The sequence below is a fragment of the Herminiimonas sp. CN genome (genome assembly GCF_000622895.1).
In the GTDB taxonomy this organism is placed as follows: Bacteria; Pseudomonadota; Gammaproteobacteria; order Burkholderiales; family Burkholderiaceae_D; genus AVCC01.
The window spans coordinates 78,856-93,193 of sequence record NZ_AVCC01000003.1; the positions used below are offsets into that span (position 1 = coordinate 78,856).

Consider the following 14,338-nt stretch of genomic DNA (forward strand, 5'->3'; position numbering starts at 1 on the left):
GAAACTCGCATGAGTTGGGATACCTACGCAATTTTTGCCGTCACCACGCTGGTGGTGTGCCTGACGCCGGGGCCGGCCGCGCTGCTGATCGTGGCGCAGGGGATTTCGAACGGGTTTCGTCGTTCCTACTGGGCCATCGCCGGCATCGCACTGGGCAACGCCGCCTATTTCGCGCTGTCGGCAACCGGCATCGCGGCGCTGATCCTGGCCAGCAGCACGCTGTTTTCGGTCATCAAGTGGATCGGCGTGGCTTACCTGTTTTATCTGGGCATTGCCGCCATTCGCAATCAATCCAGCGCCCTGACCGTGACTGCCGAGCGCGCCGATGCAGTGCACGGGCTGCGCGCCTTCTGGCAGGCGCTGGTGGTGGAACTGTCGAATCCGAAGGCGCTGCTGTATTTCGTCGCCCTGCTGCCGCAATTCATCCATCCGGCCAAGCCGCTCGGCCCGCAGTTGCTGATCTTCGGCGTCACCTGCCTGGCGCTGGACGGATTTTCGTACGGCCTGTATGCGTGGCTCGGCAGCAAGGCGCAGCGCTTCAGCGCCAATGCGTCCTTCGTGCGCAACAGCAATCGGGTCTCGGGCAGCCTGCTGGTCGTGGTGGGAGTGATGATGGCAACCTTGAAGCGGGCCGTGCACGGTTGATTTGAAAACGGAATAAGGATTGCCGTTAAAATATACAGGATAGTGTATTTTTTAATGCCGCATATATTACGTGCTGTAATAGCACTGTTTTTTGCCATACCCAATAGTTTAGGATATATGGCAGGACTTACGAAAAATCAATAAATGTGCAGGGTGCGCCATGCGCACCGGCCTAGCTTAAAAGAATTCCATCATGTCGTTCGACACCTCGGACTTCAGTTCACCTGCTGCCACCAGGGCTTCGTAATAGCAAACCTGGTTGCGCCCATGGGTTTTTGCATGGTACAGCGCCAGGTCGGCATGGCCGAGGATGACCACCGGCGTTGCGTTCAGGCCGATGTGGGTAAAGCCGATGCTGACCGTGACCTGGCCGACCTGGGGAAAATGATGCTGTTCGACATTGCTGCGAAAGCGTTCGAAAATGCGCTGCGCATCGTTCAGTTCGGCGGCCTGCAGCAACACCACGAATTCCTCGCCACCGAAGCGGAACAAGCCGTCCTGCGGCCGGAACGAGCTGCGGATCAGGTTCGCCATCAACAGCAGCACTTCGTCGCCATACAGATGGCCGAACATGTCGTTGACGTTCTTGAAATGGTCGATGTCGATCACCGCCAGCCATTGATTCCTGCCCGCATCGGGATGCCGGCGCTCTTCCAGCGGCAAAGCGGATGTCGCGTCCTGCCGCGCCAGAGAACGCAATGCTTTTGAAAAATTCTGGTCGAAGGTCTTGCGATTGAGCAGATTGGTCAGCGAATCGCGCTGGCTGTAATCGAGCAGGTTGCGATGGTTGGTATAAATGGCGATGAAGGCATGCGCCATTTCGAGCACCTTGCTGTCGCCGACGACCGGATTGCGCAGTTCCAGGCAGGCGCTGAAACAGCCGTCCAGCCAGACCAGCAGCCACAATATCCGGTCGCCGTCAGGCGTGGTTTTTTGCGCGCTGCTTTGATGCTGGTGGCGCACCGCAGCCGCCAGCTCCGCATCCAGCGGCTCCGATTCCTGGCTGCATTCGGAGGCGGCGCATTCCACGCAGACATGCAGTTGGCAGGAGCTGGGCTTGAGACGCACCTCGTCGCGCACCCGCAACACTTCCAGCTTGCGCACGCCGCGGGCCGCTGTCACCTCCTCCAGCGCCGCGATCAGCGCCGCGTCCAGCAGCGCATGGTCGCGCTGCCCGGTGAGGGATGTCATGTGTTGCAGGAACGCTTTCATCCTCGACTCCTGGTGCGTATAGGTACAAAGCGGGTCCATCCGATGCGCGTGCGCGAGCATCTCGCTGCAATCTTGCGCAGATTGCTCACGGCTGGGCCTGGTTGTAACCGGTGATGTCTTTGGTTGGTGTAAATATCGAGTACGAAAATATTCTTGATGCGAGGCAAATTTTACAAAATGACAATTCTAGCTGAAACCGGGATTTTAGTGCGAATCAATTTTTTGCGATTTTCAGAACCGGATTCATGCTGAAATCGATTGCAGCAAGGGATTCTGGCGTCAAGCGCCAGGCTGCAGTCAGGATTCAGGAGCAAAAAATATTTTTCTTGAGTAATTTCTGCACTGATTTTGCATGTTATGTAAAAACGAAATTAGCCCTGTTTCGACTGATGGTTAGTTGCTCACTTCGCTGAAGGCCGTTCGAACCAGGGCCATACTATTGTCGGTCGATGCATTATCAATAATGATCACTTCTTGCACCTGGGGCGGCACCGAGTGGATGCATTCCGCAATAAACGCCCCCAAGTTGTAATTCACGATAACTACGGAAATCAAAGTTTATTCCTTGTCATATTTTCCAGCTTTGCCTCCGAGTCCATGCCATATGCCGAGCGTCATCATTTTCCAATGCGCCGGCCGGGGTTGCGCAAATAACGAATAAAACACATATTTCAGGCATAAGCGCCAGCCGTCGACACACTTCCAGTTCAGCGGCACCCATGATTCCTTATATAAGAGAATCGCATTCCGGAAATGATAATAGTGCCGTAACGGGCTGTGCATCGGGAATTTTCGGCCGAAGAGTGCAATGGGGCTATCCCCTAAGCTGTGCGCCATCCCCGCTGCGCACACGCCAATACTTTGATAACCGGATTTTCGTGCACGCAAGCCCCATTCGATATCAACATAATCAATGAACAAATCTTCGCGCATGCCGCCTATTCGATCAAGTACCGGCATCGGAATCAGGCACCCGGAAGCAATTAAGTAGTCTACGGGAACCACCGTTTCCTCTGTTTGGCAACTGCAACGCTCCAGTCTCAAGCCGCGCACGCGAATAAACGGCGGCGGATTCTCTTGACGCATATCGATATAGCGCGGGCCGGCACAGGCAACTTTGATGCCCTCATTTTGCTGGTTTTCTATCGCTGCCGCCAGGGTCGCAACCATCGAACGGCCTGGAACACTATCCTGATCGGAGAGCAAGACATAATCGCCTGCCATTTCCCTGGCCCGGGCGATGCCTATGTTTTGAGCGGCGGCAATGCCGGTATTCGATGCCAGGAAAATAAATTCAATCTGGCCGCTGCAAGTACGCTGAAGATGATCGCGGGTGGCGGCGCTCGAGCCATTGTCGACCAGCACGCAGATGCTTACCTGCGGCAAAAGAGAGTCCAGAAGTTCAGCCAGCTTCTGAATGTCGGGCTGATAGGTCACGATAACGGCGATGATCTTCATAGCCGCCCATTCTCTAGGTCTTTCTGTTTCGAGATTGTTTGCTTGAAAAATATCTTCATTCAGGCGGTCTTCCACAGAGTCAGTAATTCATCCACGTAGCGGGTAATGGATTTTGGCTGCCGGTAATTCGCGCTAAGACGAGCAGCCAGGCCGGGCTCATTGACGAGGCGTAAAAGCTGGGTGGCAAGCGCCGAAATATTTCCTGCCTCGAACAACAGGCCATTGTCTTCGTGCCGGATTGCCTCCGAAATGCCGGGATAATCCGAAGCGACCACCGGGCAGCGGGACGCCTGCGCGGAATAAATCACCAATGGATTGTTTTCATACCAGAGCGATGGCACAACCAGCGCATCAAGGTCTGCCATCACTTCCGCGATTTTGGCGTTGGAGAAGGTTCCGCAAAACTCTATGCCGGGTTGATCGGCAGCGAGCCGCTTCAGTTCATCCGAATATTCGGAGAAATCTTCCAGGTTTCCGTATATCTTCAGCACCGCTTGATGAATAGGCAGATTCTTAAAAGCCTGGATCAGGATATGGCAACCCTTGTGGTGGGCCAGGGAGCCGATAAAGCCAAGCCTGAACGGTTGTCCGGGCGGTGCTCGCGGCGCATCCATTTCGCTTTCGTTGAGATTGATTCCATATGCGGATTGCATGATCAGATGCGGCGTCACGCCGTTGTCAGTCAGCATCTGTTGCATCAGGCGATTCGGCGCAAGAATCCTGTTCAGCCGGTTTAACCGGGCAACATTGATGCCCCGCCGGGCGCCGACCGCTTCGATTTCCGCGTGATGAGGATATGGCGGCAAAAGCCCTGATTGCGTCGCGCGCACCAGCAGGTCAACCGCACTGGAGGGTAGCAATGTGGCTATTTTTCCCACAAGGCCTTCCTGCGTGAGTTGCGCCAGATGCTTGACGCAGTTTCCCGCAAATGGGCTTGGGCCGTGACACGGGCGGCCATTGTGCAATACCAGTTGAGCGGTCGGACAGATAGGCCAGAAATCGGTTGCGGTCATGAAAGCCGGAATGCATGCGTCTACCGCATGGTCGATCAAGCCGGTGCCGAGCAGGCTCAGGTGAAAAAAGTGCACCACATCCGGCTCGAACCTGTCCAGGACCTGTTTGAAATACGCTGCGGCAAGGGGATTATCGTAACCAAGCCGGCGCTTTGAAGGCTGTCCAGCGGCCGTACTGTATACATGATAAAAGCGGTAGACCTGAATTCCTTCAAACAGATATTCATCAAACCGCTCTTCGTCAGCTAAATTCCGATCGGTCGGATATCCGGTCAGCACACGGACTTCATGTCCACGCGCAATCAACTCACGCGCTACTGAATAAGTGAGTACTTCGGTGCCAAATGTGAATTGCGGGAAAAACTGATGTACTGTGAGCAGAATTCTCATGCGCCACCGATACGAGAACGGGTCACGATGCCACCTTGGCCAGCTCCATGCGCATCCATTCCGCAGTACGGGAGATGCCCTCCTGCATCGATGTCAGCGGCGCCCAATTCAACTCTGCGCGTGCCAGATCATTGCTGAGTACGCTGACCGGAACATCGAATGGACGGCTCGCAAGATAGCGGCGCTGGATCGGTTTTCCAAGTGCGTTTTCAATCAGTCCGATCAGCGCCGACAGGCTGGTGCCGACACCCGAGCTAATGTTGAATACGCTTTTCGATCCGTCATACGCCACCGCCCGCGCAAATGCTTCCGCCACGTCGCCAATGTAAATGTAATCCCTGGTAACGCTGCCATCACCCCAGATGTCAATCGGAATGCCCGCAATCGCATGATGGAGAAATACGCCGACCGCGCCCTGGGCAGTCTCTATGCGCTGACGCTCGCCATACGGATTGGCAACCCGTAATGTGACTGACTTGATGCCATGCAAACTCTCGTACATCTTCAGATATTTTTCGATGGCAAGCTTGGTGATGCCGTATGAAACGAGCGGATCAGTCGGGTGTTTCTCATCGATCGGCAGATAGATTGGGTTGCCGTATACGGTGCCGCCCGAAGAGATGAAAACGATTTTTCGGATGTTGCGGGCTACCATGGCGTTGAGCATTTGAAGCGTTGCTACCAAATTGCTTTGCACATCGTAGATCGGATCATCGTTGGAGCTTTTGGGCAGAGTGGTGGAAACCAGGTGTAAAACCACATCGACACCGTCGATGGCATCGCTCACATCGTGTGTGCTGAGCAGGTCGCCTGTGATCCATTCGACCCGTTCCGAGCTTGTGAACGTCCGATAAGGTGCAATCCGGGGGCGTTCAAAAATCTTGAGCTCGTGACCATCCTTCAATAGACGGTCCGCAATCGTCGAACCGATAAAGCCGCCGCCACCGAAGATAATAATTTTCATTATTTAAATAGTTCCACAATATGAGGTGCCAGAAAAAGGCTTTCATTATAGTCACCTCATGCGGAAGAGGAGATGACACGTAACGCCGATCCTGAATTTGGCCGGCATCGAATTCCAGATCGGGTTATCCGTCGGGTAATTGTTATTTGAGGATAATCAGACGCCGTCCGCCCCAGTCGCGATTTCCGCCTGATATATCGAACAGAGTTGCTGGATTCCTATACATGGCAATCCCGAATGAAGAAGTTTTTTCATAAGCATTCCTGTTTATCGAAAATGACTGGAGCCAACTTGTGCCGGCAGGCAGTCGGGATGAAGATTTGTCAAGCAGAACATCGCCAGGCTTATCAATAATGCGTCCTTGCGCGTCATTCAAATGCAATGCCAAGACACTATCGATCTTGGCATCCTTCTGATTGCGCAACAAGACTGCCACATTCAATGTGTCGACTGATTGCTCCGCAACGCGAACGGCAAGAACAGCAATCCCGTTATTGAAGGTTGCCTCATCACCAACCTTAATCACCCCGGATGAAGACAGAAATGCATTTACTGCAGATGCATCCATTGCAGAAATGAGTGAAGGGCGGAAAATGGACAAGCTGATCGAGATCAATGTCAGCAATACAAAAGAGGCAGTGCTTGAACGTCCATAGGATGGAGCAGAAATGTTTCGTTCAGCAGATTGCCTGGATTCCCACCAGAATAAAATTTTCTTCCTGAACGGCTGCTCCACCCCCAGAAATAGCAGCGCGGCAAGAGTCAGGCAAAGCAGCCAGAACAGCGCGTAACCGAGCATTCCGAAAGCGCTTAGCTTGTCAGCATAGGGGTCAAGATAATTAATTACCAAAGCGTGTATCAGATAGAGCGCGAAACTGATTTCACCGAGAAAAACAAAAATCCTGAGGGACAATAGTTTGCAGATCGGGCCGCGACTCAACGCGAACACGGCAATCAGCAAGGCCCAGAACAACCACAAACCTTCATGTGCAAAGTAGTAGGCAGCAGCATTGCCGAGGCTTTGCTGGATCCCTGAGAAATTGGCTGCCGCGACCAGGGCTACCACGATTGCTAAAATTGCACCAATTTCAATCACAAGCCACTGCGCCGGAGTCCAGGTCGATGCAATGCCGTGACGCTGACGAACGAAACGGGCCACCGCAATGCCGATGGCAAACTCAAAGATGCGCACCAGCGGGTTGAAATACACCATACCCAGCAGCCCCACGCCAAGGTAGGCATCCTCGCCCGGCAAGCGTAGTTGCTGCGCAACGACCAGAATGGCGATAATGACGGTCGCCAGCGCGGCAATAGTCCAGTGCCAATAGCGTCCCCACAGCGTGATCAGCAGGGGAAACGCCAGGTAAAAAAAGAATTCCGCCGAAATGCTCCACGCAACCCCGTTAAATGACAGCGCCCAATCGTGCAGAGGTATCCACGCCTGAACTAGGAGTAAATTGCTGACTAGCCGCAATAGCCCGCCGGCACCGGGAAAGTAGCTTTTCCGGTCAAAGTGAAAGATCAGAAATATCCAAAGAAAACAGGTGGTGACATGCAACGGCCAGATACGGGCAAAGCGGGCAATGAAGAACCGCTGAATTTCCTGTTTGTTTGCAAATGACGGGTAGTTATAGGCAAGAATAAAGCCGCTCAAGACAAAGAAAAATGCGACGCCTTGATTCAGCGGCGCGGCGCTGGCAATGCCCAAAGAGCCAAAGATATGGTCAGCATGGCCGATTACAATCATCGCCGCCGCAAAGAAGCGTAGCGAGGTTAGCGCGTCGAGTTTTTGGGGCCTGTTCATGCCAGGAAGTGCCTCTAATAGTGAAAGATGGTCGGTGATCGTCGAGTGCGTTGCATCATATCCCCGAGTTGGGCATATGCAGCGTACAGCTTTCCAAGCAAACACTCTATCGCAGGCAGGTCGGCTTTTAACCCGATACCGGACGCTTCAAAGCCCGCTTTAAAGTCCGTAAACCGCAAATGTTTCCCTCGCCATGATCTCGGAAGACCGCTCGTATCGGGTTGTTTTTGATAATTCCTGAAGGTGGCCGGGGGTTTCGACCAGCGTGCGCAACTTCAGCGTCAAGTCATCGATATCGCCGCGTGCAAAGGCCTCGCCATTCAGGCCCGGCTCAAGAAATTCCGTCATTCCGGCTACATCGGAGACCAGGACCGGCGTGTGCGTGGCCAGCGAGTTCAATAACACCAGCGGGCTGTTCTCGTACCAGCGCGACGGGATCACCAGCAGATCCATGTCGCGCAGGATGTCGGCCATCTGTTCTTTGGCAAAGGTGCCCATGAAGCGCACGTCGAGATCATGTGCCAGCGTTTTGAGCATTGCCATGTAGGCCGGGTCCTGGTCTGCAGGGCCGTATATCCTGAGCTCTGCCGCTCCTCGCTCCAGGCGCGCAAAGGCTTCAATCAACAGATCGGTGCCTTTGTGCGGAGCAATCTGCCCGATAAAGCCGATTACCTGCGGTTGGCCGGGGGCCCGGACTGGTTTCGGGCGACGGTCGATATCTACTCCAAACCAGATTCCCTGCATCGGCACCCGGATGCCATTGGCGATATATGCCTGCTTCAGGAATGCGGTCGGCGCGACGGCCGCTTTGTAGCCGGCATTGTACAAGCTGCCCAATGTATCGGGCCGGCGTGCGATATCCTCGATCAGGCCGTCAATCGGACCGCCACGCAGGCCCGGCAGGCGGCGCAGCAGGTTGGCGCCGCCTGCCAGCCACTGTGCCGATTGCGGTGTCGCACCATGGCGCATCCAGCGATTCGCATGCGGGCTGCGCGACGCATCCTTGATATGGCAGGCAATGCAATTGGTTCTGGACGGCGAAGGGCCTTTGCAAAGATCGCCATTCGCGGCCTCCAGCTTATTGTTAAGGCAGAAGCCGAAAAAATCCGTAAAAGTGGCAAAGGTGGGCACACCCATGGCCTGCGTCACTTCCAGCAATGCTGCGGTATGGTTGATCAGATGGGTTACATGTACCAGATCCGGCCGCAAATCCTGCAACACCTGTTCCAGTGCAGGGCGCATCTGCGGCTGGTAGTAGGTTTCCTTGACGCGGCTGTGCGGAATCTGGTTTTTGTCGATGCAAACCACCGGAATACCCTGGTATTCATATCGGGTCAGCAAGCTTGTCGCCGCAGCCTCGCCCTGAAAGATCGCCGACACCACGGTGACGTCGTGCCCCCAGGACTGGTAATGACGCGCCAGCTCAAGCGTATAAGTCTCTGTGCCGTAGAAGTGCTCCGGGAAAAAACAATGCACAAAAAAAACTATTTTCATTTGGCAGCAGGCCCGGCGATAACGTCCTGATAAATCGTGCCGTATGCTGAAATCATGGCTTCCACAGAAAAATTCCCTTGCGCGCGAGTGCGCTGGAAGGCACCGATCTGCGCGCGGTCAGTGGGGAATTCAAGCAGCCGCACGATAATATCGGACAACATTTCGGCATTTTCTGGTTCTGCCAGCAGGGTCCGGTCTGCCACTATTTCCCCTATTGCGCCAATATCGTAGCCCACCACCGGCACCCGCATATTCATCGCAAACAGGCTGACCTGGCCGAAACTTTCTTTCCAGACCGGCGCCACAAAGACCGACATGCGGCGATACAGGTTTGGCAGCTCATCGTAACTGACGTATCCCGTGAATTCAAAATTGTCAGTCAGTCCTGCATCGGCAACCACTTGTTGGAAGGGTTCCAGCAAGCTGCCGCCGCCGATGATCAAAACACGAGTAGCAGGGCGTTTTTGGACTGCTTTGATAAATGGAACAATGGCGTTCTCGTTGAGTTTGTCCGGTTCCAGTCGATACACCATCCCGACGCAGTCATCAGCCTGCGGTTCGTCGGATGGGCGGTCAAAGTGCGAGAAATCCGAGCCTGGATAGACCGTGACATGGGACGGATGATTGTGACCGAATACATTTCGCACATAGTCGCTGACATAAACATAGCGTCGAACCGCCTCGGACATGAAGGGCGCTATCGGCGTATTGATGTTCTCGATTACCGGGATGCCCAGCCGGTTTGCTGCCGCTATCGCCTTCGCGTACCAGGGTTCATCGCAATCGCCCCAGTAATGAACATGAATCAGGTCCGGCTTGCGCTGCGAAAAATGGTCAACGAATAGTTGCGCATTTTTGGGATGGCGAAACTCCGTAATGTCCACTCCGGTATAAGCAGGCGGCGAGGGAATGAAACTGGTCACGACGCTGTGTGCATAATGCGTGCCAAGATGCTCATGCAAGTCAATTACCAGGCGCGATGAGCCGCCGGTCATGAAGTTCGCGATGACATGCAGCACATGCGGACGGTCCTCGATGGCGGGAACAGGCTGTTGCACCGCATAGGCAGCGCTCTGGTTCGAGTCGGAAGGCGGCACCGGATTGCTTGCCGCGACGCCCATTTTGAGCCGGTTCGTCAGCGGCGCCAGTTTTGCGCGCAGTCGCGCCGGCGTCGCCATCGCCCCGATCAGATACGCAATGCGGGCCAGTTTGCGCGGGCTCCAGGGTTGCAACAGAACGGCGTCCCGCAGCCGGAACAATTTACTGTTCCGCATTGCCAGCAGCGCAGCTTCTGAACGCACGAGTTCCATTTTGATATGGTGCCGCGCAGTCTCCGAACGCGCGAGTTCCGCCTCGACATTGGCAAGTATTTCCCTTGTTTTCTGGCCGCGCCGCAATAAATCCTGGCTATGTTCCCACGCCTGGTAGGTTGCAAAGCGCTGCTGATTCAGATTTTTTTCTGCCTCCAGCGTGACCTGAATAAAATCCACCGAGCGGTCAAATTCGCACAAGCCGGCACTCTGTGCAAGCGGTGCATGGGAGCAAATGGCAATATAGGCCAACGGCTTGTCTGCCGCCGTTTTGGAAGCAAATTCATCGAATCCGGTCGTGTCGCGCTGAGGGTTTGACTGTTCCGCAATCAGCACACTCGGCGCCACCCACTGCCGCAGTATGCGCACATGGGCAAAGTGCGGACTCAACAGTTCCAGGAATTCCGTTTCGCTCATTTCCCGCAGATGGTACGGATTGTCGCCGTACATCGCCGTTACTTCCGGATTCGGGGTGGAAATCACAAACTGGCCGGTCGGTGTCAATAAGCGCGCAACATTGCGTATGGTTTCGATTTGCGTCGGATGCGTCACGTGCTCGATCATCTCGAAACACGTAATCAGATCAAACGATTGATCCTGCAATCCTGCCCCCAGATCATCCCTCCGGTCGAAATTCAAGATCGGATTGCGATGTGTTTGCCTGGCCCAGCGTAACGCTGCGGCATCGATATCGAGCCCCGTCACGGACTGCGCGACTGTGGCCAGCAGCGCCGAGCCATAGCCGGTGCCGCAGCCAAAATCGAGCACCCGTGCATTGGCCGCAAAGGCCTTCGCAAACAGATAGCGTGGCAAATGTTCGTATTCAGCGATTTTCGACCAGGTGCCCGGCACATAGCGCTCCTGCATGAAACCCGCAAAATCGCTGCCGGACGCGGTGCAGACGATACCGGCGTACTGCGCCAGTCCATCGTTGAGCGCAAAGGACTCGTCCGGATAGCGTTGCCGGTTCGGCCCGGTCTCGTCATGCAAGCCTTGCACCTCGATCGAAGCAAAATGCAGCCGCTGCAGCAGGACCGTCAACGCCTGGGCCGAAAAATACACCAGATGAGACGGCGGATGACGATACGCCCAGTCAGCCGGCCGGGCGACCGCCGTCAGCGAGCGCGCATTCGGCGTCGAAATAATCACCTTGGTCCTGGGCGTGATCGCCCCTTTGGCAAACAGCGTATAGAAAAGATGGTAGGGGTCGGCCAGATGTTCGATCACATCGAACAAGATGATCAAATCGAACGCATGCGGAATCAGCTGATCGATATCATCGACCACGAAAATCGCATTGCCGTGGCGCTCCATAGCCACTTGTCTGGCGTGCGCCGAAATTTCCACTCCAAAGCATTTCCAGCCGCGCTGGTGCGCCTTGGCCAGATGGGTGCCGTAGCCGCAACCAACGTCAAGAATCGACAAACCGGCGGCATCCGCGCCAAAAGAGTCCAGAACAGCATCAAAAAACGGTAGCACCGGCGCTGTCTGCGCATCGTAATTCTGGTAACCGCCGCGCTCGCCGCCCTCAAACCAGGCCGCACGGTCATAGTAGGCCCGCAGCGCTGCCTTATCCGGCACCGGAAACACGAAATCGGTCGCGCATTGCGGGCAACGTAAAATCCGGTGGCCGTCCACTGCGCATAAATATTGCGTGTCAGATGCAGCGCATACCGGGCAGGCAGCGCCGGAAAGGTCTTGCGCGAACGATGCCGCTTCAGAATCAGGATGTTTTAACAATTCAGTTCTCAGTGTCATGTAGTGTCATCAGGTTGCTGCCGGTAGCGGCTGCCAGCTGATCGGATGAATGAATTTGCCCCAGGTCGGATAGTTCGCATCCACCGTAAAACCCGGCAATATCCCCGTCATGCCATAGCAGATCGCCAGGTCCTGCGAATATGCGGCCAGTGCAATGCGATAATCGCCGGGTGCCAGGCACAGCGCATCCAGCGTGATTTGCCCCATGACGGTTTCGCCCTTCCGGCATGCCGGCCACACCACCGACGCCTCGCGGCTGGTCTGGCCAATCAGCCAGTCGCCATCGGCGCGGTAAATGCTCAGGCCGAAAATACTCGGCTCCAAAGCCGCCAGCGCAGCCAGAGTGAAACAAATCGTCACCTGCTCTCCAACCGCGAACTGCGGCGTTGTCTGGCCGTCTCTGTTGGACACCCGCAACTCGGTAAAGTGCGCCAGCCCGGTATCCTGCTGGGTGATGATTGCATCTTTCGGCAACGCATCCGCCGCATTCCCCAGCGAAGCGACGTAATAATCGCGGCCTACCTGCACCGGATCGCCAGCCTGCATCAGGCGGCCCTGATCGAGCCAGATCACGCGGTTGCAGAGCAACTGCGTGGTGCTCAGATCGTGCGACACGAACAGGATAGTGGTGCCATTGTCCGACATGCTGCGAATGCGTGCCATGCACTTGTTTTGGAATGCAATATCGCCCACGGAGAGCGCCTCGTCCACAATCAGGATGTCCGGCTCGACCGCTACTGCAATCGAAAAGGCCAGCCGCATATACATGCCGCTGCTATAGGTCTTGACCGGCTGCTCCAGATGATCGCCAATATCGGCGAACGCCACAATCTGCTCGAAGCAGGCCTCGGTCTGCGCGGTCGTCAGCCCCAGGATCGCTGCGTTCATGAAGATGTTTTCGCGCCCGGTGAATTCCGGGTTAAAGCCCGCGCCCAGCTCCAGCAGCGCCGCCACCCGGCCGCTGACCCTGACCGATCCGCTGCTCGGCGCCAGCGTTCCGCACAGAATCTGCAGCAGTGTCGACTTGCCGGAACCGTTGCGGCCGATAATCCCCACCATTTCGCCGCGCCGCACCGAAAACGAAATATCCTGCAACGCCGCAAACTCGCTGTACAGCTTTTTGCGCGAACCAAACAATCCCTGCAACAGGCGATGATGCGGCTTGTGATAAATCTGGTAGCTTTTGGACAGCGCGCCCACTTCGATCACGGTTTCAGAGAACATCTGAAAACCCTTTCCGCGTTTTCTGGAACCAGGCAAACCCGGCCCAGCAAACCAGCCCGCTCAGCAGCATGAACAGACCGAACAGCGGCCAATCCGGTGCTTTGCCCCAAATCAGCACATTCCTCACCTGTTCAATGATAAAAGTCAGCGGATTGGCGTAAATCAAAGGGCGGTATGCCAGCGGCAGCGCCGATACCGGAAAGAACACCGGCGATAGAAACATCAGAATCGTCGTCAGCATCCCCACCGTCTGCGCCACATCGCGCACATATACGCCGAACGCCGCCAGAAACCAGGACAAGCCCATCGTCAGCAATACCAGCGGCAGCAACATCAGCGGCAGCCATACTATCGTCCACTGCAGGAAGCCATGAGTCGCAACGTAGAACGCCAGCCAGACCAGCAGGCTGACAGCGCCATGAAACAGCGTCGAGCCCAGCGCCACCCATGGCAGAATCTCGAGCGGAAACACCACTTTCTTCACATAATTGACATTGCCGACGATCAGGGACGGCGCCCGGTTGATGCACTCTGCAAACAGGTTAAACACGATCATGCCGGCAAACAATACGACTGCAAATTCAGTTCTGCTCTCGCTGCCGCCGCTCCAGCGCGCCTTGAACACCACGCTAAACACAAATGTGTAAATCGACAGCATCACGATCGGGTTGAAAAAGGACCACAAAATGCCCAGCATCGAGCCGCGATAACGGCCCACCACCTCGCGCCTGGTCAGCGCCAGGATCAAGCGCCGGTGCGTGGTGAAACTGCGTAGCATCGCCTGCGGCGACAAGGAAAACTGTTGCATCGAGGTTCCGGGAAATACCGCATGAATGGGTTGCGCTGACGGCAAATGCACGCAAAATCGGGGTGCTTCCTGGCAGTCAACACGACAACGCCAGGGGGGCAAATCCCCGCCGGTAAAAACCCAACATTATAACGAACGTTAGCGCCAGCCCGGAGCTTGGCTTTAACCTTGCCAAGACGAATGGCATGAAGGCTATTGTTGAGCAACCAACACACCATATCGTCCACGAAAAACACGAAAGACACGAAAAACTTTTTA

11 protein-coding genes are annotated in these 14,338 nt (G+C 55.3%); 1 reads left to right on the forward strand and 10 read right to left on the reverse strand.

The window, feature by feature from the left end; all coding sequences use genetic code 11:
* Positions 1 to 9: 9 nt before the first annotated feature.
* Positions 10 to 645 carry a LysE family translocator gene (locus HMCN_RS0101645; RefSeq protein WP_025915735.1) on the forward strand — a complete coding sequence of 212 codons (636 nt, stop codon included), beginning with the start codon at positions 10 to 12 and terminating at the stop codon, positions 643 to 645.
* A 177-nt stretch (positions 646 to 822) separates the two neighbouring features.
* Here HMCN_RS0101645 and HMCN_RS0101650 read toward each other — a convergent pair whose 3' ends face one another.
* The 10 genes from HMCN_RS0101650 to HMCN_RS0101695 all read right to left on the reverse strand — a co-directional run bounded on the left by HMCN_RS0101650 (position 823) and on the right by HMCN_RS0101695 (position 14,080).
* Positions 823 to 1,857 carry a GGDEF domain-containing protein gene (locus HMCN_RS0101650; RefSeq protein ID WP_025915736.1) on the reverse strand — a complete coding sequence of 345 codons (1,035 nt, stop codon included), beginning with the start codon at positions 1,855 to 1,857 and terminating at the stop codon, positions 823 to 825.
* A gap of 393 nt (positions 1,858 to 2,250) precedes the next feature.
* A complete protein-coding gene (locus HMCN_RS18455) occupies positions 2,251 to 2,412 on the reverse strand; it encodes a glycosyltransferase family 2 protein (RefSeq protein WP_081801367.1) in 162 nt (53 codons plus the stop codon).
* A gap of 3 nt (positions 2,413 to 2,415) precedes the next feature.
* Positions 2,416 to 3,390 (reverse strand): glycosyltransferase family 2 protein, encoded by a 975-nt coding sequence (locus HMCN_RS0101660; protein ID WP_202962633.1) that lies wholly within the window; start codon positions 3,388 to 3,390, stop codon positions 2,416 to 2,418.
* Positions 3,375 to 4,718 (reverse strand): glycosyltransferase family 4 protein, encoded by a 1,344-nt coding sequence (locus HMCN_RS0101665; protein WP_025915738.1) that lies wholly within the window; start codon positions 4,716 to 4,718, stop codon positions 3,375 to 3,377. Before HMCN_RS0101665 ends, HMCN_RS0101660 begins: the two co-directional genes overlap by 16 nt.
* Positions 4,719 to 4,740: 22 nt before the next feature.
* Complete coding sequence (locus HMCN_RS0101670) at positions 4,741 to 5,682, reverse strand: NAD-dependent epimerase/dehydratase family protein (RefSeq protein ID WP_025915739.1); 942 nt, start codon at positions 5,680 to 5,682, stop codon at positions 4,741 to 4,743.
* A 142-nt stretch (positions 5,683 to 5,824) separates the two neighbouring features.
* Complete coding sequence (locus HMCN_RS0101675; RefSeq protein WP_025915740.1) at positions 5,825 to 7,486, reverse strand: acyltransferase; 1,662 nt, start codon at positions 7,484 to 7,486, stop codon at positions 5,825 to 5,827.
* A 159-nt stretch (positions 7,487 to 7,645) separates the two neighbouring features.
* Positions 7,646 to 8,980 carry a glycosyltransferase family 4 protein gene (locus tag HMCN_RS0101680; protein WP_025915741.1) on the reverse strand — a complete coding sequence of 445 codons (1,335 nt, stop codon included), beginning with the start codon at positions 8,978 to 8,980 and terminating at the stop codon, positions 7,646 to 7,648.
* Positions 8,977 to 12,048 (reverse strand): methyltransferase domain-containing protein, encoded by a 3,072-nt coding sequence (locus tag HMCN_RS0101685; protein ID WP_081801368.1) that lies wholly within the window; start codon positions 12,046 to 12,048, stop codon positions 8,977 to 8,979. The genes HMCN_RS0101680 and HMCN_RS0101685 overlap by 4 nt, the downstream gene beginning before the upstream one ends.
* Before the next feature lie 9 nt (positions 12,049 to 12,057).
* Positions 12,058 to 13,272, reverse strand: a complete 1,215-nt coding sequence (locus tag HMCN_RS0101690) for an ABC transporter ATP-binding protein (RefSeq protein ID WP_025915743.1) — start codon at positions 13,270 to 13,272, stop codon at positions 12,058 to 12,060.
* Positions 13,262 to 14,080 carry an ABC transporter permease gene (locus HMCN_RS0101695; protein WP_025915744.1) on the reverse strand — a complete coding sequence of 273 codons (819 nt, stop codon included), beginning with the start codon at positions 14,078 to 14,080 and terminating at the stop codon, positions 13,262 to 13,264. The genes HMCN_RS0101690 and HMCN_RS0101695 overlap by 11 nt, the downstream gene beginning before the upstream one ends.
* Positions 14,081 to 14,338 lie beyond the last annotated feature (258 nt).

Bases quoted from the DNA above. Each gene is read 5' to 3' on its own strand.
- HMCN_RS0101680 (WP_025915741.1), bottom strand. From the start codon at position 8,980: ATGAAAATAGTTTTTTTTGTGCATTGTTTTTTCCCGGAGCACTTCTAC.
- HMCN_RS0101690 (WP_025915743.1), bottom strand. From the start codon at position 13,272: ATGTTCTCTGAAACCGTGATCGAAGTGGGCGCGCTGTCCAAAAGCTAC.
- HMCN_RS0101695 (WP_025915744.1), bottom strand. From the start codon at position 14,080: ATGCAACAGTTTTCCTTGTCGCCGCAGGCGATGCTACGCAGTTTCACC.
- HMCN_RS0101665 (WP_025915738.1), bottom strand. From the start codon at position 4,718: ATGAGAATTCTGCTCACAGTACATCAGTTTTTCCCGCAATTCACATTT.
- HMCN_RS0101645 (WP_025915735.1), top strand. From the start codon at position 10: ATGAGTTGGGATACCTACGCAATTTTTGCCGTCACCACGCTGGTGGTG.
- HMCN_RS0101670 (WP_025915739.1), bottom strand. From the start codon at position 5,682: ATGAAAATTATTATCTTCGGTGGCGGCGGCTTTATCGGTTCGACGATT.
- HMCN_RS0101675 (WP_025915740.1), bottom strand. From the start codon at position 7,486: ATGAACAGGCCCCAAAAACTCGACGCGCTAACCTCGCTACGCTTCTTT.
- HMCN_RS0101650 (WP_025915736.1), bottom strand. From the start codon at position 1,857: ATGAAAGCGTTCCTGCAACACATGACATCCCTCACCGGGCAGCGCGAC.
- HMCN_RS0101685 (WP_081801368.1), bottom strand. From the start codon at position 12,048: ATGACACTGAGAACTGAATTGTTAAAACATCCTGATTCTGAAGCGGCA.